This window comes from Gordonia sp. CNJ-863, from assembly GCF_001942325.1.
Lineage (GTDB): Bacteria > Actinomycetota > Actinomycetes > Mycobacteriales > Mycobacteriaceae > Gordonia > Gordonia alkanivorans.
This window is the reverse complement of the sequence record NZ_MKKG01000031.1, coordinates 1-24,873: the sequence shown is the minus strand read 5'-3', so window position 1 is coordinate 24,873 and position 24,873 is coordinate 1. Positions and strand designations below refer to the sequence as shown.

General features: G+C 63.3%; 14 protein-coding genes. 5 read left to right on the top strand and 9 right to left on the bottom strand.

Annotation, left to right across the window (positions count from 1 at the left end; all coding sequences use genetic code 11):
• Nucleotides 1-404: 404 nt before the first annotated feature.
• Genes BJF87_RS15650 through BJF87_RS15645 form a run of 3 tightly spaced genes read left to right on the top strand, consistent with a single transcriptional unit; the run spans nucleotide 405 to nucleotide 3,837 of the window.
• Complete coding sequence (locus BJF87_RS15650; protein WP_262339005.1) at nucleotides 405-1,769, top strand: DUF262 domain-containing protein; 1,365 nt, start codon at nucleotides 405-407, stop codon at nucleotides 1,767-1,769.
• Complete coding sequence (locus tag BJF87_RS26850; protein WP_262339003.1) at nucleotides 1,730-2,206, top strand: HNH endonuclease family protein; 477 nt, start codon at nucleotides 1,730-1,732, stop codon at nucleotides 2,204-2,206. The genes BJF87_RS15650 and BJF87_RS26850 overlap by 40 nt, the downstream gene beginning before the upstream one ends.
• On the top strand, nucleotides 2,203-3,837 hold the full coding sequence (locus BJF87_RS15645) for a GIY-YIG nuclease family protein (protein ID WP_075863502.1): 1,635 nt from the start codon (nucleotides 2,203-2,205) through the stop codon (nucleotides 3,835-3,837). Before BJF87_RS26850 ends, BJF87_RS15645 begins: the two co-directional genes overlap by 4 nt.
• A 51-nt stretch (nucleotides 3,838-3,888) precedes the next feature.
• On the opposite strand, the gene BJF87_RS25875 is transcribed toward BJF87_RS15645, so the two are convergent.
• The 9 genes from BJF87_RS25875 to BJF87_RS15605 all read right to left on the bottom strand — a co-directional run bounded on the left by BJF87_RS25875 (nucleotide 3,889) and on the right by BJF87_RS15605 (nucleotide 24,151).
• Entirely contained in the window at nucleotides 3,889-5,217 is a 1,329-nt protein-coding gene (locus BJF87_RS25875; protein WP_075863501.1) for a protein NO VEIN domain-containing protein, read from the bottom strand.
• Between the two features lie 16 nt (nucleotides 5,218-5,233).
• Nucleotides 5,234-7,333 (bottom strand): DEAD/DEAH box helicase, encoded by a 2,100-nt coding sequence (locus BJF87_RS15635; RefSeq protein WP_075863500.1) that lies wholly within the window; start codon nucleotides 7,331-7,333, stop codon nucleotides 5,234-5,236.
• The gene (gene brxD / locus BJF87_RS15630; protein WP_187346514.1) at nucleotides 7,333-8,613 is read right to left on the bottom strand and encodes a BREX system ATP-binding protein BrxD; all 1,281 of its coding nucleotides are present in this window, start codon (nucleotides 8,611-8,613) and stop codon (nucleotides 7,333-7,335) included. The genes BJF87_RS15635 and brxD overlap by 1 nt, the downstream gene beginning before the upstream one ends.
• On the bottom strand, nucleotides 8,610-11,276 hold the full coding sequence (gene pglZ / locus BJF87_RS15625; protein ID WP_075863499.1) for a BREX-2 system phosphatase PglZ: 2,667 nt from the start codon (nucleotides 11,274-11,276) through the stop codon (nucleotides 8,610-8,612). Before pglZ ends, brxD begins: the two co-directional genes overlap by 4 nt.
• On the bottom strand, nucleotides 11,273-14,998 hold the full coding sequence (locus BJF87_RS15620; protein ID WP_075863498.1) for a phage resistance protein: 3,726 nt from the start codon (nucleotides 14,996-14,998) through the stop codon (nucleotides 11,273-11,275). The genes pglZ and BJF87_RS15620 overlap by 4 nt, the downstream gene beginning before the upstream one ends.
• Nucleotides 14,995-18,591 (bottom strand): BREX-2 system adenine-specific DNA-methyltransferase PglX, encoded by a 3,597-nt coding sequence (gene pglX / locus BJF87_RS15615; protein WP_075863497.1) that lies wholly within the window; start codon nucleotides 18,589-18,591, stop codon nucleotides 14,995-14,997. The genes BJF87_RS15620 and pglX overlap by 4 nt, the downstream gene beginning before the upstream one ends.
• Nucleotides 18,588-21,269, bottom strand: coding sequence for a protein kinase domain-containing protein (locus BJF87_RS26845; RefSeq protein ID WP_262339001.1), 2,682 nt, complete (start codon nucleotides 21,267-21,269; stop codon nucleotides 18,588-18,590). Before BJF87_RS26845 ends, pglX begins: the two co-directional genes overlap by 4 nt.
• The gene (locus BJF87_RS26840; RefSeq protein WP_262339000.1) at nucleotides 21,266-22,861 is read right to left on the bottom strand and encodes an NERD domain-containing protein; all 1,596 of its coding nucleotides are present in this window, start codon (nucleotides 22,859-22,861) and stop codon (nucleotides 21,266-21,268) included. The genes BJF87_RS26845 and BJF87_RS26840 overlap by 4 nt, the downstream gene beginning before the upstream one ends.
• 279 nt (nucleotides 22,862-23,140) lie before the next feature.
• Nucleotides 23,141-24,151: a hypothetical protein gene (locus tag BJF87_RS15605; RefSeq protein WP_139319530.1), complete on the bottom strand. Its 1,011-nt coding sequence runs from the start codon at nucleotides 24,149-24,151 to the stop codon at nucleotides 23,141-23,143.
• Between the two features lie 162 nt (nucleotides 24,152-24,313).
• On the opposite strand from BJF87_RS15605, the gene BJF87_RS25515 reads away from it, so the two are divergent.
• Nucleotides 24,314-24,616 carry a DDE-type integrase/transposase/recombinase gene (locus BJF87_RS25515; protein WP_084813213.1) on the top strand — a complete coding sequence of 101 codons (303 nt, stop codon included), beginning with the start codon at nucleotides 24,314-24,316 and terminating at the stop codon, nucleotides 24,614-24,616.
• Nucleotides 24,574-24,873 (top strand): transposase (locus tag BJF87_RS15595; RefSeq protein ID WP_139319450.1); only part of this gene is annotated, 300 nt, incomplete at its 3' end. The genes BJF87_RS25515 and BJF87_RS15595, both read left to right, overlap by 43 nt.

Here is a 24,873-nt window from a genome sequence, read left to right as displayed (position 1 = left end):
GGCCGCCTGGAACACCTCCGCGGGATCGCGTTGGGCTTCCGCAACCTCAACCACTACATCTTGCGGTCACTCATCCACTCCGGCGGCCTCGCACAACACCTCGACGCACTCTGAATCAGGAAGAGCCACTAAAACCCACTAACTCAGGCCGCGGCGTCGCGGCTCGCCATAATCGAGAGTCACAATAGCCGGCCGTCATGACAGTTAGCGCGGGTAACTGTCGTCCGACAGGGTGCCTATCCTGGGTTCTCCGAGCTGACATCCTTGAATTCGATCGTTCGGACGACACACGAAGCCTTCGTTAGTCGTATTGGCCAGGCCCCACTCGCGAGCGGACTCAATCTACGGGACATCACGTCTTCGAATCATGGACCAACCCACAGGGTGACTGCGATACTCGCGACGTGATCAAGTCGGCAACTCAGTACCCCGTTCACAGCCTTATCAGCCATGATGCGAACACCCTCTACCATGTCCCTCCCTATCAGCGCGAGTACTCGTGGCAAAAGCAGCAGTGGGAGGAGCTGTTCGACGACCTCGCCGAGTCAGAGGGCCCGCACTTCCTCGGGACCATCATCTGCTTGAACGCAACCCACGACGCCGTCGAAGCGAACATCTTGGAACTGGTCGACGGTCAGCAGCGGATGACGACGATCACCCTCCTACTCGCCGCCATTCACTCGATACTCAGCCAGAACAAGGTCGTCCTCGACGATGAGGCACAAGCAGACCTCATCAACTTGCGACGCCAGCTTGTTCGCAAGCAGGACAACAAACTTCGGCTTCGCCCGCAGCTCCAAGGGAGCAATCGAGCTGACTACGCCGCAGTAATGAAAGAGGCAGGCTTACCTGTCGAGCACGACCACGTGAACTACTTGCATCTTCGACGGATTTGGCGATGCTACAACCACTTTCTCGGTGAGATCGAGGAGTACGCAGCCGATCAACAGATCGCACGTGTGGGAGCCGCACAGCAGATCCTCGATGCCGTCAATCGAGCAATCATCGTCAAAATTGAGGTTGACACACACGCCGACGCATTCGTTCTATTCGAATCTTTGAACAACCGCGGAATGCCCCTCACTCCGGTTGACTTGATCAAGAACCGCGTGCTTGCCGATGCGGAGCGCCTTCAGGTTATGGACGTCGAGAAGACATTCGAAAAGTGGAACGAAATGCTCTCCAATCTCGGCGACGACTATGCAAATCAGGAACGATTCCTTCGCCACTATTACAACGCGTTCAAGTCGAGCCTGCCTTCGGTGCCAAACGCAACAGTTGCAACTCGATCGAAACTCATCCGAATCTACGAAACCTTAGTCAGCAGCGGTGTTTCCGCGTTTATCGATGCAATCGTGCCAGCATCTGAGATATATGGACGAATTACCGGGCAGATCCCGCGTGGTGAATCCCTTGACGTGAAGCTAACCGCCCTCGGACGAGCCCAGGGCGCTCCTTCGTACATGCTTCTGCTCTACCTACTTAGAGAGGCCGCGAGTAAGAAAACTCCGACTTCGGAGATCGAGAGCATCGTAGAACTACTCACTGCCTTCTTTGTCCGCCGCAATCTTACCGGCTTTCCACAGACGTATGCTCTCCCCCGCATCTTCATGGACGTGATCGATCTTCTGGCCGACCACCAGAGCGAGGGTGCAGCCCAGATCGTGGCGAAAGCCTTCGGGAGCAATCGGCAAGCGACGATACCTTCCGCGAGCGACTGTTGGGACCTGTGTACGAGGACAATGCCGACGTCACACGATTCCTCTTAACGAGCCTCGCCGAGCGAGGTATGACCAAGGAGACAAAGCAAGACCTTTGGGCTCGCGACAAGAAGAATTCGTACTACATCTGGACGATCGAGCACATCCTCCCCCAAGGCAAGAATCTTCCTGATTCATGGAAGACGATGCTGGGTGGCGACGCCGCAGCGACAGAAGCCCAGGATAGCCACGTCCACCAACTCGGCAATCTCACGATTACCGGGTACAACACTAGCCTCGGAAATAAGTCCTTCAGCGAGAAGAAGGATCGAAAGGATGCGAACGGAAACTACATCGGCTACCGAAACGGTATCCGACTGAATGAAGATGTCGTATCCGAGGACGAATGGACAGTCGCTTTCATCGAGAAGCGAACCCTTAGCCTCGCGGAGCAGGTACTCAAGGCCTTCCCCCTTGCGATCAGCGACCAGGGGCTGAATCGGTGAACGACTCCCCGGAGCCAGCGAAATTCACCGAAGTCGACGAGTGGGCAGCCAGGCAGGGATTCGGACCGTACGTTAGCTTCGCCGGCACCGCCACGGACGTAGGTGGAGATCCAACGGTTCCTCACTCGGGTTTCTATCTACTGAGGTTCGCGAACGACAGCTACTACCTGGGTGAATCAGTCAACCTCCGCGCTCGGATGGGCGGCCACAACAGCTATTGGGGATCGGAAATCCAAGACGCCCGGTTCATCAGACAGAATCTGTCCAAGCCGCAGCTCAGGAAGATCGAGAAGCGCCTCATCTATGAGCTCAACGGAATCATTCCAGACCACTGCCGCAACAAGACCCATGCCTCCAAGTCATTCGGCTCCGATGGTCTGGATGAATTTCTCACGTCCGACGAACAAGCGGCCTGGCTCGATGACCCGTACAGATTCAACGCCGGCGACTCTAGCCCCCTCAAGGCGATGACGCCATCGCAGTCCGTCAAGTACTCCACTGCCGCAAAGCATTACCTTGATCATCCAGGCGAAGCCGAGGCAACGAATCTCTTGCGCCGGTACCTCGACAACTGCGTGCCAACTCCGCGACGCACAGAGTTCCAAGGGTGGAGCGTGAGCACCGGTACCTACGGAGGTGCGCGCCTCCTGTGCGTCACTGTCGGGAGGATGGAGACTCTTGTTGTCACGCGCGAGATGGTCGGCTTCATTGTCGTACGTGAGTCCATTCTCGTCGAAGGGACTTCCGGAATAGACGAGGTTCTCAAGCGCTTTACGAATGTCTCGGCTTGGCATCGACACTACGACGACGCTGGCAAAGACACCATTTCGCTGGGCGCCGACACGCCATCAGCGTGGACAGAGTTGCTTTCCGCCGAGCGAGTCCTCAGAGCAGCCGGACAGCTCGTCTATGACGTGATGCGCAAGCATCCGAGCGTCTACACGCGCTATCACTGTCCACAAGTCGTAGAGTATGTATACCCAGAGTTCCAGCGTGAGGAGGATGTCCTCCAGCGTTCCGAAGTGCGGACCCCCGCCGATTTGATTGCTGCAGAAGCCCTCCCCGCGGTTCAGGCTGAAGAGGTTGCCGCGGAGCAGGATGCAAAGTCCTCTAACACAGAGCTTTCCGAGGAAGAACTAGAGTTCGTCGAGGATGACATCGTCATCTACTGGTTCGTGAACACCGGACCGAAGCGGTTGAATCGCCACACAGTCGCCGACTTCCTGGTGAATCGTGAGTGGAGGATGGAGCCAAACCCTAAGTACGAGCTTCATGTTCAAGAAATGCTGCCAGGCGAACGAATCGCGGTGAGGTCTCGGAAGAACATCACGAAGGGTGTACCCTTCGACCGCCGCGGACGACAAGTGTCAGTAATGGACATCTTCCTAACCGGCACAATCGTCGCGAATCCGGGGGATGGATGCAGTGTCAAAGTCGACTGGGATCCACAATCAGAGCCGCTCCAGTGGTACCTGTACACGAATCAGGACACCGTGTGGGCCGTACCTGCAGGACGGTCAAATTGGGACGATCAACTGATCGAATTTGCCTTTAACGGCAAGGATCAAGACGTCGATTGGTGGCGGAACCAGCACTATTGGAAAGACCGATTCGGTGACTTGCCGCAGTGACCAGACGATAACGACGCAGCTAGCCCACGCCCCGCCCGACTAGCTGGATTCTCAGCCAGCTGAATCTACGCCACGGAGGTCAACTTGGTACACATACCCGTCGGCACGCTGAATCACGTCTTGGGCTGTGAAGATCGCAATGGTCGGTTCCGTTAGAGCCGACGTCACGATTGCCAGCTCCCAATACTTGTCCTCTCTCGCAGATCTCAGCTCATTGCGGGTCAGCAGAATGGACGGCTCTCGACCGGCAACCCCTTTGACCTCCACTCGGCGGAGACCGTTGAGCCTGCTGGAGCAGGTGAGATCCCAGCCGATCTTCTGGCTACCGACATCGTCGACGCGATACCCCAACGATCTGTAGTGCGCTGTGACCGCGTCGATGGCAGCCTCCTCGACGAGCTTGTTGGTCGCTGTGTCACCGTACCCCGCGCCCCGCGGGCCGATCGTCACTGTCCCGCCTACGCCCGAGTCGGGGTCCGGCCATTCCGGCAGTAGCCCTTCGAGCAATCTAAGCTCACGGTTCGAAATCCAGGACGGATTCGCCATCTGCGGAGAGCGGAAGACCTCCATATCTCCTAGATCGGGATGATGGGCGAGAACGTCTGCGGCCGACAAGGGTTCGTCCAGGAGGACGATGTCAGTGGGAACAAACCAGTCGACCGCCGCCCGACTGTCGGGAGTTGCCCAATAATCGCCATCTGTATCGATGACCGGAAAGCGGGGTCCGACGGTCCATCCCAGGCCCCAGATCCCACGCGGCGTCTTTCCAGTCTCCGAACCGCTCACCCAAAGGAGCGCTCGCTGGCCGTCACCGATCATCTCGGAACGGTAGTTATCGAAGACGCTCCAGCTATCGATCCAGTTGTTTCCATCTGCGACGAACTCGTCAATCTTCCAGACCTTCGGATTGCACTTGAACACCCACGCACCCAAATTGTCGTCGGTCACCCGGCCGCCGGCCGGCCCATCGGCGAGGCCGATGAGATCCCATCGCCCGACCCACTCGGCGACCCGGAACGCTTCGATCTTGTGATGGTTCTGCGTCCGCACGTCCCTGCTCGGATCTGCGGCGAGCCAGTCATCGACCTGCCCTTGAATATCGTCACGCATCCATTCAGCGTCGACGACTCGGGCATTGCTGATCGGCTGATGCACGTCGATGAACACCCAGGCGTCGATGGGGATGCGGCGGGATGAACCGTCGGTCTTCTGGGCCTGCCAGTCGCCACGCTGTTTGGTCTTGAGTTTCACGCAGTATGTGCGGCCGTCGGGAGCGGAAATATCGATCAGCGCTTCACGCCCATCCCGTGGAACCGCGGTACCGCCACGCCGCCTGACCTCAGCGACAAACTGCTCGAGTCCCTCGGTTTGAACGCTCATTTTTCGCTCCTTCGTGTCAGTCGTGTGGACTGGTCGTCACGAATCTCTCGCCCGCAACCACTTTCGCGTTACTCGGATCGCCCAGACGCTCCCCCAAGGTTCGGGACGCCAGTCCCGGTGGCAGCGCTGCCGAGAACTTCAGGCCGGCGAGCGCGTTCGGAGTCACGTCTGGTTGGCGCCACTCGACATCGGACAGTCCGCGGCGTATGTCCTCGCGCGAGATCCCCGGCAGGAGGCGCAACGACTTCTCGTCGACACGCTGTCGTGGATCGACCAACCGCGGCAGCGACGCCTGCAGAGTGCGGTTCGCAGCCGTACCCGCCCATGTCCACCAACGGCCAGTCCCCTGGGCTGGTAACACAGCAACGATCCGATCTTCCGTGACAACCCCGTTGAAGCTCGCGCGCAAGTCTGCGAGCGCCGAGTGCGCGCGCCGTGTGAGGGTTACTCCCCCAGGTGTATCGCCGAGCAGGACGGACCGCATCCCCCTTGTTATTTCGAATGAGACGGTACCGCCGACCCCCGACCACTTCGCACGTCCGCCAGACTCAACCGGTTCGACGAAGCAGCGATGCCGTTTCCAGTCGACGTAAGTCACGGTCCACGACCGTCCGCCCAGCAGCAGTACCCGCGGGCCTTGCACTTCTTCGACGAGTAGGTCCGTGCCAATGGTGCCGACCTCGTTTCGCCCGGCGAGGACGGTGAACTCGGGCGGAGCGCTGAATACCGCGGTGAGGTCGGAAAAGTAGCGGCGCCCGAAGCGTCGCTCGGCCTCCGGCCCGATGTGCAAGAAGTCCCCGTCCCGCTCGAAATATCCTTCGGAAGAAAGAAAGTTCATGATCTCGTCGGCAGATTCGTCGAACACCGGCAGCGCGCCCCACCAGTCTCGCCATGACGACCGGCCGATGCGGTGCTCCTGCAGGCACAGCGCCATCATCTGTTGCGCGGCGATGTGTCGGGGTGAAGGTGGCGGCGTGATCGGCTCCACCCATCCGCTCGCCCAGCGGTGCAACATCCCCAGCGCGAGGAGTTGCTGTTCCGGTTCGATGCACAGGAACAAGCAGTTACGGACAGTCCCCGGTCGTCGCCCGGTGCGGCCGAGTCGTTGCAGGAACGACGCGACCGAGCGCGGGGACCCGATCTGGATCACGCGGTCCAGATCGCCGACGTCGATGCCGAGCTCGAGGGTGGAAGTGGCGACGATGACGGTGTCGCGCGCATCGGCGAACGCCGCTTCGGATCGTCGGCGTTCGGCTGCTGACAGCGAGGAGTGGGACAGAAAGGTGTTCACACCCCGCTCTCGCAGCGCGGCACCGAGTTCCTCGGCACGCCTGCGTGAGTCGACGAAGACCAGACGCTTCTCACCCTGATGCAGCGAAGCGATCACGGTGGCCGCGTTCTGTAGTGAACCCACGTGATCGACCGCGATCTCCGGTGCGGACGCCGTCACCCCGGCCGACGGGGAAACCACGGTATGGGGTCGGGTGGTGAACCCACCTTGGAGCCAGCCGAGCAGCTCGTCGGGGTTGCCGACGGTCGCTGAGAGCCCGATCCGCTGCAACGGGCGACCGGCGATCCGGGAGAGCCGCTCCAGAACGGCAAGCAAGTGCCATCCGCGGTCATCACCGGCGAAGGCGTGGACCTCGTCGACGACGACCGCGCGTAGCCCGTCGAACAGGACCCGTGGATCGACCTTGGTCGACACCAGCATGGCTTCCAGCGACTCGGGCGTGGTGAGGAGGATGTCGGGACGTTCTCGCAGAATTCGTTGTCGCGCTGCCTGTCCGACGTCGCCGTGCCAGACGTCTGCGCTGCGTCCGATCCACTGGGCGTAAGTGTGTAGGCGGGGCTGAAGGTTGTTCAGCAAGGCGCGCAACGGGCACACGTAGAGCACCGAGACGCCCTGCCAACCATTTTCGGCCATCGCCGAGAGCAGCGGAAATGCTGCCGCTTCGGTCTTGCCACCCGCGGTCGGCGCGAGCACCAAGGCGTCATCGCCCCCGAGGATCGGGCCGACGGCGGCGGCCTGGGTGGGCCGCAACCCGTTCCAGCGCAGAGTGTTTGCCAAGTGATACTGCACACCCGGGTGTAACCGGTCGAACGGGTCGGTTGTCATCAGACGTCGAGGTCGATGTCGTCGGCCGAAAGCGCTTCGCGCTCTGCGGCTGACAGTTCGGCGTCGTTGATCGTGAAGTCGTAGTCGGTATATGGGTCGAAGTCAGGGTGAAGTTCGATGACGTCGAGCACGTCGACGAGTTTGCGCAGGAACAGCCGTGGTGCGATCCCGACTTTGCCTCCCAAGCCCCCGGCCACGGCTTCGGCGAATCGCCGCAGGAACTGGTCATCTGCAGTGTCGCGCACCCGATCGGCCGATTCGATTCCGCTGCAGAACAGTTCACGGACGCGCCCACCGAGTTCCACCAGGCGGCCGATGTCGAAGCCGGTCAGTCGCAACTGCGGCGCCCGCGGGTTGTCGAAGCGAGGATCGCGGGTGAAGTCGGTGTGCAGCCGGTCGGCGAGCGGCGGCAGCAGTTGGATTCCCTGCCGTCCTTCGAAGAATGCGGGTGTCCCCGTGATGAGTAGATACAGTCCGGGAAAGTGCCCGTCATGGACCTCGTCGACCAGCTGCCGCAGCGCGTTCAGTGCCTTCGCCCGGGCGTCGGATCGAATGCGCTGCAATGTCTCGACCTCGTCGAGGACCAATACAAGGCCCGCATTGCCCGCGTCGGAGAGCACCGCGAGCAGACCACGAAGAAAGCCCAGAGCGAGATAGTGGTCGAGGTCGCCCTTGATCCCGGCGCGACGTTTGACCGCAGCTGCCACGTGGGGTTGTCCACCGAGCCAGGCGACGAGGCCGTCGGCGCCGTCGTGGTCGCCGTCGGCGATCATCCGACGGTAGGCACGAATGGCCATCGGGAAGACCGGGGCACTAGTGGCGACCGCGGCCAGACGTCGTTCCAGCAGTTCATCGATGCCGACGCCTTGGTTGGCGGCGTCGTCTTCGATGGTGAACAGCCATGCGTCGAGGATGGGACGTAGTGCCGACGGCGGGATCGAGGCGGTCCGCAACGACTCGATGCTGCGCCGGTACACGGTTTCGAGTTTGTGTAGCGGCGTGTCGATTTCGTTGATCTGTACCTCGGCGACCGCAAATCCACGTTTCATCGCACGGTCGCCGAGCCAGCGCGCAAAGAACGTCTTACCCGAGCCGTAGTCACCCCGGACTGCCTTGAACATGGCCCCACCGGCTGCGACCACACCCAGCTCTGTGTCGATCTCGGCCTCAAACCGGCCGAGTCCCACGGCCAACTGGTCGAGGCCGTTCGACGGTACCGTTCCCCGCCTCAGCGCGTCGAGGATCTCACGTCGCCGTCGCGGTGACACCCCCGCCGTCACGACCCGACCCCGAACTGTTCGCGCAGCAGATGCTCGTCGAGGCGCACCACCGGCCCGTCGAGCGCGAGGACTTCGTAGCCTTCGACGTCGAGGACCCGTTTGATCTGCAGCAGAGCGCCGGTGACGCGGCTCTCTCCGATCCCGAGGATCCGGGCCGCCTGCCGCAGCGGGATCTCCCGGTTCGAGGTGGCCAGCAGTCCGTCGATGAGCGCACCTACCTGAGCGTCGGACACCACGATCCGTCCTGCCAGCTTCCATTGAGATGCGAATACTGCAGTGCCGAGAACAGTTTGGGCAAGCGAACTTTGAGTGGGCGAATCGGCCGGTTCCTCGTTGTCGAACAGGGTTGGGGTCGATACAGTCGGGAGAGTCGGTGTCGTACGCGACTTTTCTGAGCCTCTACTCACAGGCGTATGCCACCAGGAGGGTTCCACGGCCCCCATCGGATGGAAAGTGGCCGGCACATCGCCTGTGTAGAGCCCGATGACCGGGACCACGGCCTCGGCGGGGGTGCCCCCGCCGTGATAGCCGGCATTGACGGGTCCGTAACGGATGGTCTCGTCGACGGCCAACACGACCGCGTGGTCGGCGGTGAGCACCCGCGGGCCGCGAACCAAGACCTCGCAGTCACCGATCGTGTCGAGCTGGCCGTGAGCGCGTTGTCCGTAGTGGTTGGCGCGCACCAGTTTCACCGAGTCACGCCGTTCGATGATGTGCCCGTGGTCGGAGGTGATGATCACGGCACGCCCCGCACGCTGCGCGTCCCGGAGCAAGGCGCGAAGGTGGGTGATGGTGCTCAGCGACCAGTCGGTGCCGCCCGGGTCGGTGTGATGCAGCGTGTCGTCGACGTAGTTGAGGATCGCCGCGACGACGCGACGGCCGACCGGGTCGGCGATGGCGTCGGCGACTTCGGTGGCGAGATCAGCACCGGTGGGAACCGTGTCGAGGGCCTTCTTGTGAAAGATCGGGTCGGTTCGGCCCGGAGCGGCCTGCAACCCTGCCTCGCGGATGGCGTCGAGGAAGCCGGACCGCTCTGTCGTGTCCGTCCCTTCCCGGAGTTGACCGCACAGGAGTGAGCATCGGCTGCGGCCGGTCAGGGTCGGAAGTACTGCCAGTGCGCCCGTCCGCTGGGACGCTCCGCCGACGGTTGCCTCGCTCCAGCCTGCCTCACGTGCCGCAGCGACGACGTCGATGGCCGCCGCCATCGACAGTGCGTCCACGACGATCAGCAGGGTCGGGGTGTGCGCGGCCAAGGGGAAGACGATGTCGCGCAGGAGGTTTTCCACCAGCAACCCGGTCGGTTGCGGTGTGTCGGCGAGGGCCGCGGCAAAGCGCCGGTCCACAGCGCGACGCCGGACGACGACGCGGTCGATGACGTGTGCGATGGCCTCGGCCATGCCCCGATGCTCGACTCCGCGGCGTGCGGTGATGAGTGCGGCGTCCGCCCACGCGCCGTTGCGGACGTGGCCGGTGATCAGTGCGTCGAGTCCGCCGGTTGCGTCGTCGTCTTCGACGAGCCATCGCAACAGACGTACCGCGGCCTCGGCACCCGCGAGCGAGGAATCCTCTGCCGCCAGTAAGTGGCGAGTCACCTCGTACCAGGCGGCGTCGACACGGGCTACAGCATCGGCAGTCGGTACGGCTGTGGGATCGTCGGGGATCGCTGCGGTGATCGTCTGCGCCAGTGTGTCGAAGCGTGCGGACAGACCGTGCGGTAGTAGTTCGGAAGAAGCTGCCAGTTCGGCGATCCCCAGGTTGTCGACGAGTGCTGTGGCAGCGGTGACGACCACGCGCCGTGCCACGCGGTCGAGTTGGCCGATCACGAGCCCGGATGCGTCCTCGGACCAGTTGACGAGGTCGGCTTCGGTCAGGCCGTCGAGACCGTAGCGGCCGAGGAACCTGCCGCGGGCCAACTCGCGGCCTGGCGCTTTGTCGACCATGAGCCCGGCGATCAGCCCCAGCGGCACCAGGTCTCCGATGCGATCGGTGGCGAGCAGGTGGCCGACCGCGGAGCCGAGCCGGCCCGCGCGTTCGGCGAGCCATGCGGTGGCCGACGCCGCTACCGCGGCGCCGCCGACGGCGCGGAGGTGTGCAAGATCGTCGGACACCTCGCGTCGCAGGCTCCATTCCAGCACTGCCGACGCATCGATCTCGACCTGCGGGTCATCGGTCACCCGTAGCGTCGCGTACGCCAGTGTCGACATCGCGTGATCGCGAGTGAGGACTCCACCGGGTGCGGGCGTCACGGCAGTGTTCGACAGGGCGGCGAGCAGCCCGACCGCGAGGCCACGGTCGTCGGGTACCCGGTAGAGGGCGGGTTCGATCGTATTGGCAGCGAACATCGATCGCAGCGCCGCCCACGGGTCCGGCGTGAGAAGCCGATTGTCGATCAGGTGCGCGAGGACCCCGTCGCCCAATTCCTTCTCGTCGACCGGGGTGAGGATCACCAACCATCCCTGTTCGTCTCGGGTCTCGATCGCCTCCCACACCGCCAGCGTCGACGGGCAGGGCGCGACCGTCACCGTCACACCGTCGTGGGTGAACGTCCCGTCCTTCCATGTGGCCGACGCGCGCAGACCGAGCACACCGTGCCGGTAGCTCTTGTCGACTGCCTGCCGCAACCGGGCAGCGATGATCGGCCGGGTCGCGGTGAGGGTGCTCACTCGATCCACCACTTCACCCGCACCCGGGACCCATGGGCGGCCAATGCCTCCCGCAACGATACGGCGAGTTCGTCGACGTCGGCCGCACCGGCGACGCTGACGTCGTGTGTGGCCTGTTGCTTGCCGGCGTCGGTCGATTCGCCGTCGTCGTGGTCGTCGTCCCGGTCCTCGTCGTCGTCACCGGGCTTCGACTGGCCGTCCACCACCCAGTCGACGACCTTGCTCTCGATCCTGCCGACCTCGTCGCGAAGCGACCGGCCGGGTGTGACGATGAGTTCCTCGAAACTGCGCACGATGGATCGTGCTGCGGCCCCCCGCTCGCCGCCGAGGTCGCGGCCCGCGACGACGGATTCGAGGAGACGCCACTTGAAACTGCGCAGCGCGACCGCGTCTGCACCCGCGTCGACCCGCATCTGCCCGGCCGTCTGGGCGGCGACGACGAGCTGCATCTGCGCCAGCTTCGTGATGAGCGCGACGTTGCCACCCGTCCCCGCGAGTTCGTCGAGGAACTCGGACAGCTCGCGGACTGCGGTGAGTCGATCGGAGTCGGCCACGTCCAGCCCCAGTACGCGATGCGCGGTGGCCAGTTGATCGGCGACGTTCTGCAGCTCGGCCCGACGCTCGCCGGCCTTTGTGCGCACGGTGTCGGCGAACTCGGCGACGTTGCCACCGGTCAGGAAGGTCCGCGGCATCGTGTACCCGAACAGTTGACTGGCGTGAAGCCGTGCTTTCTCCCAATCGGTGTCGTCGGGCAGTTCCTCGGCGCGCAGTTCGATGCTCTCGCGCAACGCGCCGAGCTTGAGCGAGCGCGCCGGTGCCCCTGCGTCGAACCACGCCCGTTTGCGGAGCAACGCCCACGCCCAGACGATGAGGTCCCGCGCTTCAGGTCGTAGCCCCCAGGCAGGAGTGACGGTGTCGATGCGTCGCTGCAGCACTCCCACGGTCACGCGATCGGCGTCCGCGGCCGCCCGATCGAGCTCGCCGGCCCAGAACGCGAAGGTGTCCTCGCCGAAGAGATAGTGATCCTCGGTGGCTTTGCCGACGCGTAGTGGCTCGGCGACCCGCTGCACGGTCTTGCGTTCGGTGCCCGGCAGTGTCGGCACCCGTCCGGTGCTGTCGGTGGCTGCGCGCTCGACGTAGTCGCGCACGACCTCGTACTGGCGGGCGGTGACCTCTTCGGAGGGGTTGATGAACTGCGGGTGGGCGGGATAGACGGCGGTGAACGCCTGGTCGATGACCTTGTCGAAGGCCTCGCTCAACGACAGGGCGGCCGGGAGTTTCGGGCTGAAATCCTTGCTGAGGGAGATCAGTACCTCGGTGTGGCCGGGGTCGTCGACGAACATCTTGGGGTCTGGCGCCTCAATGCCATATGCCTGCCGAAGCAGCAGGCCGAACGAGGTGAGAATGCCGCGGTGGAGGTTCTCCAGGATGCCACGTGCCTGCGCGCGATCTGATGCCGAAAGATGGTCGGAGTTCTCCTGCCACCTCTCGCCGCTGCCGGTGAACAACCAGTCCAGCTTCACCAGCAACGCGAGATCGTCGAGAGCCTTGGCGGAGAAGAACTTCGGCAACCACGCGACGCAGTGCCGATCACCGCCGGCCAGCAGACGATCGATACGGACGATGTCGTCGGCAGCGGAGAAGTTCTGTTCATCGAACGGGTAGTCGACGACGAGCTTCCAGGTTCCCGGACGGTTGTCGAAGCTCTGTTCGGGCACTGATCCGGGATCTCGGACGTTGCCGAACACGACGTCGACTTCGCGTCGTGACCCCCGCCAGATGATGGTGCGGGTGGCTGCGCCGACAAGGTCATCCTGCGCGGTGCTGACGCCCAGCGCGCGGTGCACCAGAGTCCGGATCAGCACACGACGACGACCGGAATTGTCCTCGGCCCTGATGCGATCCAGTACCGACTGATAGTCGACGTCGGACAACTGCACGCGGATGATCGGATTGGCACCCTCGGACACGGTGATCTCAGGGACGTCCTTGGCCCAGCCGCGCACCACACCGAGCACCACCCGAGCTTCGCCACCGCGCAGTTTGGAGCGGATCGAGCCGTGGTTGAGTGCCGCCAGCCGGGACGCGGTGATGTCCTGCAGTGCAGGCACCTTGGGGGCAACCGCCGACAACAGTAGCGTTTTGGCGATCCGCTCGTGGGCCCGAAACCCCACCGGCACAGAGGACGGATCGTCGTTGAGCTGCTCCTCGGTGACCTCGTGCGCGCGCAGCAGGATCGGGAGGAGTTTGGTGCGGTACAGATCCGAGGCCGCGGTGAACATGGTGCCGGCGTGCGAATCGATCGGGGTGTTGCCCTCGACGATGTAATCGAAGGCGTCGCCCACCGGGATCAGGTCGGCGGTGGTCAAAGTATCGCGCCGGTCGACCAGCATCCGCTGCATCACCTTTAGGGCGGTGCGTTCGCGTTGCATCACGGACGACAGATGCCGCAGGGTGGCGACCAGCGCCGGGGAGAACGGATAGGTCAACCGGAACTCACGCTCCGACGCACCGGTATGGGTGTCGGTGGCATTCATGCTGTCGCGCAGTACGTCCCACACTTCAGGGCTGCGGCTGACCGAACGGAATGCCTCGTCGAGCACAGCGGCCGCAGCGTCGTCGCGGGGCCGCAGCAGACGTGCGTGGGCGACTTCGGCGAGGTTGTCGTCGCCGAGCTCGATCTCGTAGAAGCGTTCCTTCTGGTAGTGGAAGGCCCGATCGAGCGCATCTTGTTCGGCGCCGGACGCTCCGGCATCAGCGAACCACTTGCGGAGATCCATCTGCCGAGATACGAAGGACACCAACGGGATCGGCCGTCGGCTTCCGGACGATTCGACGAGCTTGGTCAGTTTCTGTGACTCGCGGGAGAAGAACTCGGTGTCGGTCACGGAGAAAGCCAGCCACAGCACAAGTTCATCGAGGAACAGCACGACCGCGTCGTAACCGAGTGACTGGGCGTGCTCGGTGATGGCGACCAATCCGCGATCGAGATCGACGTAGGTGGCCTGCTCCACAAACGATCCGAAGTAGCTACGCACCAGCGCTGACACCAAGGTAGTGCGCCGGGCGTCTTCTGGTGGTGCGGCGACCGCGGCCAGATAGGTGGCGAGATCCCAGGTGTCGCCACCGAGTACCGCTCCCCACGCGTCGGACGAGTCACCCGCGGTGTCGCCGCCGCTGAGACCGGCAAGGAATGCGTCGTCGCCGATCTGCCCGCGGAGCTTCTCGGCATCCTCGATGAGGGTGTCGGTGACGTGAATGGCGGGCAAGGGTGCGTCAGGGTGCAGTCGGGCGATCTGCCGCAGGTAGCCGCGGAAGACCGCTTCCTCCAGGCTCTTTGCCCCGAGAAGGTGGTAGGTGAGCCGCAGAATGGATTTGCCGCCGAGTTGTTCGTCGTAGCAGCCGGTGAGCGAGGTGTACTTCGAGGTGCGCGCGGCAGGATGGTTACCGAGCAGCGCATACAGCACCGCCATGAAGTGCGATTTACCGGACCCGAAGGAGCCGGTGAGGAACGCGGCGCGTGATGTCTGCTTCTCGATTCCGTCGGCAACCAAGCCAAGAGCCGCAGCGAAGTTCGCTTCCAGCGACTCGGTGAGCACGTACTGATCGAGGGTCGCGCGGATGTGTGCGTCGTCGTCGGTGCTGTCGGTCAGCCGCAGGACGTAGTCGTCGGCGCCGGTGCGTTCGGGAATGTCGATGACATCGCGCAGCAGGGTGCTCATGCCGAAGTGTCCTCCGTCTTCTTTCGGGTACGACGTCCGCGGACGGGAGCAGGTGGGCGCCATGCGGAGAGTTCGTCTGGTCCGACGCCGAGTTCGACACTGTGCGAGCGCAATACCTCGTCGATGGTGTCGGCGACCGACTCGCCGAACTCGGGGTCGATCTCGCTGTGCCATTGGCGTACCCACGGCATCAGTTCGGCCAGCCCGGCCAGCATCGGCACCAGTTTGTCGCGGCTGGTCTGATCCCAGCCGTCTGAGGTGATGCGTTCGTCGATCACACCGGCCAGCGCGAGGGCCTGTTCGGCGTGATCCCATCCGGCCCAGCCGAGCAGCATCGTCGGGTCCGAGTCACGTCCGGCCTCCGGGTAGGAGATGAACCGCTCCTTGGGGACGTCGAGCTTGCCGCGCCGCGACCAGTACGACGTTTTGAGGAAGTCGGCGGGCTTGTACTTGGGCGGCACAGGTATCGGCGCGTCCAACTTCTCGCCGGCATCCTCGCGGCGTTGCAGATCCCAGGTGTGTTCCCACGCTTCACGTTTGGTGAGGCCGCTCGGCTTGTACCGCCACGCCGCCAGATACGGCACGCCCTCGTCGGCGATGAGCTTCTCCAGCGCGGCACCGGTCGCCACGTCGGGGCTGCCGGCCCACAACCGCAGCACCTGAAGGAAGACCTCATCGCGGTCCAGTCGATCTGCCAACTGCGCGACACTGCGGGGTGTCGGATGACCGTCCTCAAACCACAGCTCGCGATGCTCCACCCGATCGAGTAACCAGTCCCGCAGAGCCTCGGTGACGCGCTTGTCCCACGGATCACTCGACCACCGCCGTTTGTGTTCGGGCTTCTCCAACAGGCGGATTCCCGGATTCGATGCGATGACGTCTAATCGGCGCTGGAGTAGCTCGCGGTAATCGGCCGGGAGGTGGGCCGGGATCTCGGTGACCGGCGTGGAACGGTGTCGCTCGAACCATGCGGTGTGTTCGCCGTCCTCGACTGCGCGCGCGAGCGCGATCTCGAATGCGCGCTCGCCTAACGCGAATCCAGGGAGATTGCCTGCATACGTGAGGTCGCCGTCAATTAGCCCGTAGAGTCTGTAGCACTCCCAGTCGAGTTCTTCTTGGTGCGCGATCATCAACGCGCGCAGTCGTTCCGACTCGGCGCGAGCTGTTTCGAGAGCGTTGGCAGTCGGTATCCCTCGCTCGGCCAGAGCTGATGGGGACTGAGCCGACAGCTCCTGAGCGAGCGTGTCGAGCGTGCGGGCACGAGCCAACGGATATGAGAACGGGAGCGGAAAGTCTTTCAGCGTGGTGCCGTTGAACTGGTAGCGAGGCTCCCAATCCTCGTCACCGATACCGCCCCCGATTCCTCCATTACCCTTGTTGAAGCAGTTCTGCTTGAGCCAGAAGCATCCCACAGAGCTGTTCAGCACACCCAGCAGCCGCAGGTGGTCGTCCTCGCTCGCCCCCTCCGGCAACTTGATCACCGGCGCGGTCTGCTTGAACACCTTGCCGCCGCGGTCCAGGACGAAATGGTTGTGGGTTGCAACTTCGGCGAAGGTGATGGTCGACGCTGACGCATTCTTATCACGCGTGAGCTGATGCCACGAATACCACGTGCGACCTTCTTCGAAATAGGTCTTCTTTGCGAAGGTGGCTCTGTTTCCGAGAGTTGTACGCGATGGCCACAACCACTTACTCGATGCCTGCGTTAGACCGCGCTTGCCATACGCAGGTGCGTCACCGTACGGGAAGAAAGAGAACGTCTCAGAATGAGTATTCCAATCTCTGATCTCATCGCCCACTATCAACGGACGGTACAACTCAGGCTCGACGCTCTTGCGAAAGAAATCTGTGCCCCTTGCCAGCATTACGTCGTCGGCGTTGGTCATTCCGAAGACACCTATACGACGTGTGCGCTTGTGCAACCGCTCAGTTCGATCGTCAATCTCGGCTAGCAACTCGACGGCGCCGCCGCCGGAAAGGCTCCACGGGTGCTCCTGCAGGGCAACTCGTGGCAGGTCCGTCACGCTGATCCAGTTGTTCTCGAAGCCGGGCTCGTCGATGTGCTCAGTGATCGCCGACCACACCAAGCCCTTCGCAGCGTCGTCAGGCCGACCGGGTTCGCCCCGAATCCCAAGCACTGCACGGACAGTCGGCAAGGCGTTGGCGATCCCTCGGTTCCTTGCCACCAGAATCACCGTTGGTGTGCCGTGACCAGGTATATAGGCACCGGATGTGTCCACGACCTTCTGAAGGTCTTTATACCCCAGGAAGTCCTTGATCAGCTTCGTGCCGAACTCGCGCTTCATGAACGAGTTGGCCGTGATCTGCCCTACCCACCCGGATCTACCGGACGAGCCGTCCTTGGCCAGGTCGAAGAACAGTTCCATGAAGGGGACAGTGAGCACGTACTTGCCGTGACATGTCGTGTAGTGACGGCGATAAAGGTCACGCAAAGCGGCGTCTTTGATGCTGATATACGGCGGGTTACCCACCACCGCATCGTGTTCTCTACGCAAGATCGCCTTCAGCGATTCCGTGTCCTCTGTCGACAGGGCGAACTCCGATAACCCGACCGACAGCAGGTCATCGTTCATGGCTTCCTGCCGCGATCCCCACAACAGCGAATCACCGGTAGCGAGATTGAGTTTGATGTCGATCAACTTCTCGATCGACTTGTCACCACTGGCTTGAAGCGCCTCGACAATCAACCGGAATCGCGCGATCGCAACGGCGAAGGGGTTGATGTCCACGCCGTACACCGACTCGAGTGCGCGTTGCACCAGCACACGCTGCCCAAGGGCTGGGGCTTCGCGCTGCCATCGGTCGAGGAGCCGGTGGAAGGCGCCGAGCAGGAAGTGCCCTGAGCCGCAGGTAGGGTCGATGACGGTGAAACCTTCGAGCGACCGTTCATCGAGTGCGGGTTCCAGGGTTTGGTCGAGGATGAACTCCTCCACGAAATCCGGCGTCTGCAGAAGCGCATACGTCTGCTTCGCAAACTCCGACAGATCCTGGTACACATCACCCAGGAAGCGGGTGTCAACACCAGTGAAACTCCAGCGCGGCTCACCCTCATCGTCCTTGTCCCACCAGAACTCGAGCAACTCACGCGCAGCGTCGCCCGACGGCGCGACTTGGTGCAGCGGGGAGTAGGAGTCGACCAGTCCGCGCGTCGCATCCAGCGTCGAAAAGTGCTCGGCGATCGTGTTCAACCAATCCCGGTCGGTGTGCTCGGGATTGGCGGCGAAGTAGGCTCGCCGGGCGTCGAGGGCTTCCTGGCGGGAGTCGGCCTCGGGTCCACCGATCCACGCCTTCGAGACCAGCACATTGTCCTCGCAGTATCGCGCGAACACGGTGAGCAGCAGCCACGCCACCGCCGACTGGGTGACCCGTTCGTCGCGCCACGCCTGCCACGATGCGGCCGTTCGCTGCGCGGTCAACGCTTCGGCATGCTCAGCGCGCCACGCCTCGCCGACACCGGCCTGCCGGGCTGCGACGTCGTCGCCGTCGACCCTGGCCCGCAGGTCATCTTCAAGCCCGGCCAACTGTGTACGCAACGCCTTGACCAACTCCGCCGCAACAAGCGCCACGGTCACACCACCTCACTGGCTTCCGTATCGCCGTCGTGCGCGGGTGTCGAATTGGCCCCAGTCGACCACACAACGAATTGCCCTCCCGGAGAGCCCAATTGGATGGGCTTCCCGTCCACCATCGCTCCGCGTTGCCCACGCAACTGCGGGACGACCGCCCACACCGGGCGCCGGCGTGGCGCTGAAAGGTCGCTCAGGTGGGCCAGCACGTCAAGGTAGCCATAGCGGGCCAGCGGGGAGAGTTCGGTGAGGATCAGCGGTCCGCTGCCCGACTGCACGTTCTCGCCGAACACTTGCCGTTCCAGCTCGATGCGGAACTGCGGCATCACCTGATCGAGTACGGCCCGCAGACCTCGGGCGTCGCGAGTGCCTGATTCCGCGGCGTCGGCGCTCTGCACCAAGTCCCAGGGCAGACCTTTGGCCGAGGAGAAGTCTCGCATCCTCGCGATGATCGCACCGGTCACGTCACAAAGCTCTCCCCTGTGGTCGTCTGCCAAGGAGCGTGCGATCGCATCATGATCGCCGGGTCGATACACCGGTACCCCGATGACAACGAATCCGTTCTCGCGCAAAGAGGTTGCCAACACGTCCCGCTGGGCTCGAACGTCCCCGCCTGCCCACTTCGGCTCAGCATCCGCCGGCGCCGACCCCTGGTGGGTGGCGGGTCGCGTATGCAGCGACGTCTGGCTTGGTGGCGCCTGCGCCTCGTAGCGGTAACGCGACCGGGACTCATCCCACCAGAGTCCGAGCCCGGCGCGCGCAATAATCGGGTCCAGGTGCGGGCGCTGGGGAAGGCGATCCAACTCTGGGAACCGTGCCGCCACTCGTGCCCGGACTTCTGCCGCGGTGAGTTCTTCGGTCTGGGCGAGACCGCCGAGCGCGAGGCGTAACGCGGTTGTCGGTTCCAAAGTACGCGAATGCAATTCGCCGCGGCCGGACACTGCGGTGTGCCGCGAGATCGCGGCGGCCAGCCGGACCAGCCGTCCGTCGCTCGGCGCCGGAACCGGGGCGTCCGGGTCGGTGGCGCTGCGATAGGCGCGGCTGAAAGCGCGGTTGAGCTCTCGGACTGCAGTTCCGGCTGCAACCACCACATCGGCCGTGCCGGTCGTGTGCGCCGCAGTGACCAGTTCGTCGGCGCGTTTGGCGGCGGCTTCGGCTGCGGCCAGCAGTTTTTCGTCGTCGGCGACCAAGGTCAATCGGCCGCCGTGCCGTCGGCGAACCAGTTGTCGGTTGCCTTCGGCGGATTCGTGCTCGGTCAGCCGGTCGTAGGCGACACGCAACAATCCCGCGGCCACCCGTTCACGGCGGGTCCGCTCCGCGACGTCCGCGGCCCCGGCGTCTGCTTGCGGCAGCCTGCTCCGAATCTCAGCAGTGAGAGTGGAGATCGCCACCACCCCACCGGAATCGCTGAGTACCGAGTTCGCGACGTCCAGCAGTCCGTCGAGCAACGCGCGGGTCTCGCTGTTGTCTCCCCAGTCCGCTTGCAGCTCCTTGAGGAGCTGATGACCGCGCGGCAGGGTCTTGCCCAGGGCGGTGGCGAGCTCGTGACCGCTTGCGAAGGCGTCGAGTCCGGGGCGGGTTCCCAGCAGCAGTTCCGCTGCGTGGCGCCGGGTACTGGCGCGTTGAGTGGAGACCGCGTTCAGCAGCAGGGTCACCGCATCGTCGAGTCCGAGCAACTCTTGCGAACTGTGTGAGGTGAGACGCTTCTTCTTGGGGTTGAGCTTCTTCACCCACGCCTGATAGTGGTTCAGGATCTCCCGGCGGGTCGGCTTCGCCTCTTTGGCGACCAATCGATTCAGCCGGGTGGAATCCAGCGCGAGGAGTTCGCCGACGGTGGTGACCTGCGCCGCTGCCAGAGCCGATACCGCGCGGGCGGAGAGTCCAGCATCCGGGAGAGTAGTCGACGTGTCGACATCGGTGCTGATGTCGGAGTCGGCAGTCGCAGAGTCAAGGTCGGTGAAGACCTGCCGCCAGGTGCGCAGCATGTCCTCGGCGGTGTCTGGACGGGTCGCCGCGTGTCGGGAGAGGGCGGACGTGAAGAATGTGGTGAGCGCAGCAGCCACCGCCGGTTCGAACATGTCTGGCGTGACGGTCACATCGTCGTCGGTAGCTGCCGGATTCACGTCGGGATCGGACCCGTACTGCGGCGCAAGCCCCGTGGCCATTTCGAAGAGCACCACAGCTGCGCCATAACGCTCGGCGGCGGTGTCGTACTGGCGGCGGCCGTCGAGGCCGAGGAATGGGTCCAAATAGGGCGGAGTGCCCGCCTCGATGTTGCGGGGGTCGACCCCGGCCATCGAGAAGTCAAACATCAACAGATGCGTGTCCGCGCGGTTGCTAGGCGCGAACACACCCAAATTGGACGGTTTCAGGTCGCGGTGCATGACTCCGGCACGTTCGAGAGCGACCAGTGCCTGCAGTAGATCGGTGCCCCATCGTTCGAGTAGATCGATCGACAGACGACCGGCTTTGGCGGTGAGTTCTTCGGCGAGAGTGGTGCTACCCGCGTATTGCACCACCAGCGCGTCACGTCCCCCGACGGTGACTTCCGAGGACAGCTGCACAATCCGCGGGTCGTTGAGTTTTCCGAGAAGCTGAGCCTCGTCATGCAGGCGGCGAGCGGCCTCATCATCGCGGGCGACCTTCAGGACGCGCTCGGCGTTGCCGGCTTGCCGGTCAATCACCAGGATGCGACGGCAGTCGATCCCGCACCGAGTCGTCGTTTGTATTCGAACCGGCCATCGCCCAGGTCGTCCCCCGGTCCGGCCTCCAGAGGGTCACGGCTCGTGTCGGGCTGGGTGAGTTCGCGGCGAACCTGCTCGAGTCCGTCGAGCAGATCAGCCATCGTCGAGAACCGCTCGGCCGGAACCGGGTGGGTTGTCTTGAGCACCCAGTCGCGCAGCGCCGACGGCACCTGCGGCATGTCGGCGGCGAGGTCCAGGCCGTGGTCGCGGCGTAACCGATCCATCAGCTCACCGCGTTCGGTGGCCGGCGCCCGCCCCCCGGTCAGCAGGTAGAACGCCAGCGCACCCACGCCGAAGACGTCTAATCGCGCCGGATCGGTGGACTTCAGGTCCTCAGGTGCGGCGAACAACCGCGCCTGTTCGCTCAGGGCGCCGGCCATCAGACTCAACGCACCGGCGGTCAACCGGGTGACCCCCGACTCGGCGTTGGCCGGCAACACCCCGGCGGTGTCCCAATCGGTCACCTGCGGATGCAGTTTGCTGCCCCGAGCGCGGATCGTGATGGCACGTGGATTGAGCGTTCGGTGGACCACGCGGTGCCGGTGCGCGTACTGGATGATCTCGGCGATCTCGGCGACCAGTTCGAGTTGATCGTCCAGGGTCAACCGCGTGCGGTTGTCCGCGAGCCACAGGTCGAGTCGTGCGTCATCCCTCGACTGGGTGAATACGAGGCCGATACCGAGCTCGGGTTCTTTCACCACGTCGACCGGCACTTGCAGGCCGTCGCGTCGTAGTCGCGCCAGGAGCCGGTACTCGTGTTCGACGGCGCGTACCTGGGCGTGCTGATCGGCCGGGCTGGCGCCGGGCCGGGGCAGGTAGAAGCGGATGCGGGCGTGTCGCTCAGTGTCGACGTGATGGAACGCCGGCCAGTCCTGCCAGCCTTCGCCGTCGCCGAGCGGTTCCTCGTCGATCACCCACGATCCGACCTCGCGTTGCCGTCGCGGCGCAAGACCGATCGCCTCCATGAGGTCCCGGATCAACAGCGATTTCTCCTCGCTGACCGGTTCATGCCTGGGTGGCTGTAGGAGTCGCTGACCAATACCGGGCAATCCGCTGATGCGTTCGTTCTCGTCGAACCCGTAGATGTTGATGGTGGAGCTCGCGGGCAGTTCGCAGACAAGTTCGGGGTGATGCAGGAACACCAGTTCCTGGACGTACGGGATGACCTTGCCCGCGCCTCGCTGACCGGTCCTCTCCTCGATCCGCTCCTTGAGCAGCGACTTAAAGTACTGCGCTTTGCGCCGCGCAAGCAGCAGTGGCGAGTCCTCTGACCGGTGCCCGGCGCGTTGCCATACATGGTCGTTGCCGCGCAGCACACCCTTGTAGTACTTGAGCTCGATCAGATACAGCGTGTCGGACGCAAGCACCAGGAGATCGACCTCGTGCCAGCGTCCCCGATTGTCGCGGAACTCGAAATTGGACCACGCTCGGAACGGAGGGCTATCGGGTAGAAGCTGCTTGATGTAGGAGAGTCCCTTAGCCTCATGCTCGAACTGCGACGGGGAGACCTCGACCCACCGCTCGTCCTGCACCGAATACACCTCCGGAAACGCGTCGTGATGTGCGACTCAATCTAGCGCCAGGCGCCCGAGCACACAGGGTCTGGTGAGCGTATCCGACCGCGCCGACATCGACGGGACCAACCGGTTCTGATGCCATCGCAGTGCGGCAGTCAGAGCGCGAATAGCCCTTATGTTTGAACCGGTGACGCGCCCCCCCCTGATCGACCCTATGCCCCGTCAACCTACCTGGCCCGGGCCGGTCCGACAGAGGGTGTTGGGAGCTGACGCGACGGGGGTAGGCCTTCGGGCTCACCCGCGTCGCGGGTACGAACCAACCACCGCGATGCCGTCCAGTCCAACGTCGGATATGACCTGTCGGCTGTCGCGGACGATTCCTACTTCATGCCACCAGAGTTCACTCTGACTAGCGACGTCCTCCTTGTTTACCTGCGCGAGCTCGCTCGAGCCCACAAGCAAGGGGCGGTCTTCAAGGATAGCTTGATAGATGCGCTCAGGGACCCCTACAGCAATATCGAGTAAACCGTAGGTAATCATCCGGTACTCCGAGCCACCCAGCTCGACTGATGGGGCCTGAAGGGCAACTGCAGCATCAACAACGTCCCGATAGTACGAACGCAAGTCGATCCGCGGCTCGCTCTTCCCCGGCGCGTCATCAACAGGAATGCTGCCATCAGGACCGGGAGGATCATAAAGATCCACAACCAGGACGCCATTGTTGAAATGGGTGTACTGCACATAGCGGTGGACTGCAACCCAACCGGGAACAGAAAGTACCGACCGAACCTGTTGTTTCGCCTGCTCGACCTGCCCGCTGTGGCCTCCGAAGTAATTGCTGCGACCTTTCGACTCGACAACCACCGCAGGGTCGCCGCTATTCGCGGGGAGCCCTAAGAAGTCGGGCCGACGGCGTGTTCTTCGGTCGAACCTGGGTGGCGGAGTGAAGTATTCGATATGACCGAACTGTCGTACCTGAAAGACAGACTCGGCAACCAGCTTCCCTATTACACCACCGAGCAGGCCACTTAAGAACCCCTTCTCAGTTCGCTCTAGGCTGTCATACTCGATAGCCCGCCTCCATTCCCCAGCGGCCAGATGCACTGTGTCGCGTGTAATTGCCGTCCGCCACTGGGCAGCGATTGCCTTTACGGTCGACGGCGCACCGTTCATAAACGCGTTGAGGTTTCCCACACCTATCGCCGCTCGATCTAACGCTGCCTCCGTTACGTTGATAGTCCGCAAATTCGGAGCAATCGGAAAATCGTAATAGTCAATTCTCACATCACCACCTAAACGCGCCATTCCAGCCCCTTGCTCGTAACAAACGCAACCGGAAGCAGACTACCCATTGGAGACGGACTCTGATGCGGCGTACCAGCAATGAGTCGAGTAACCCCAGTAGTCCTGGCATGTCCCGGATGCACCGAAGGCGGTGTGGGCACTGGACTTTCAGTTCGATCCACCGTGGATGGCAAGAAGATCAAGATCGCGTCGATGGTCGACGAACACACCCAGATGTCGCTGCTGAACATCGTGGACCGCTCCATCCCCGCGCAGCGACTGATCGAGGAGTTGGAGAAGACGTTCGCGATCTGGGGTGGCCCGCCGATGGTGTGGCGCATGGACAACGGCCCTGAGTTCATCTCAGAGGCCTTGCGAGACTTCTGCGCAGGGTCGGTAGTGAAACGCCCCGGGTTTGTCGGAGGCTCTCGAATCTGTGAAGGATGGAGAGCATGGCAGCACCACGGAAGTACAGCGTTGAGCTGAAGGACCGGGCGACGCGGATGGCGGTGGAGGCCCGCAAGGACCCAGCCACGCGACCAGGGGCGCTCAAACGGATCGGCGATCAACTCGGTGTGCACCCTGAGGCGCTTCGCACCTGGGTCAAGCAGGCCGAGATCGATGGCGGGGACCGCCCGGGGACCACGACCAGCGAGGCTGAGCGGATCGCGCAGCTGGAACGGGAGAACCGGGAGTTGCGGCGGGCGAACACCATCTTGAAGCAGGCATCAGCTTTCTTTGCG

Bases quoted from the DNA above. Each gene is read 5' to 3' on its own strand.
- BJF87_RS25875 (WP_075863501.1), bottom strand. From the start codon at position 5,217: ATGAGCGTTCAAACCGAGGGACTCGAGCAGTTTGTCGCTGAGGTCAGG.
- BJF87_RS15635 (WP_075863500.1), bottom strand. From the start codon at position 7,333: ATGACAACCGACCCGTTCGACCGGTTACACCCGGGTGTGCAGTATCAC.
- BJF87_RS15620 (WP_075863498.1), bottom strand. From the start codon at position 14,998: ATGAGCACCCTGCTGCGCGATGTCATCGACATTCCCGAACGCACCGGC.
- BJF87_RS15605 (WP_139319530.1), bottom strand. From the start codon at position 24,151: ATGGCGCGTTTAGGTGGTGATGTGAGAATTGACTATTACGATTTTCCG.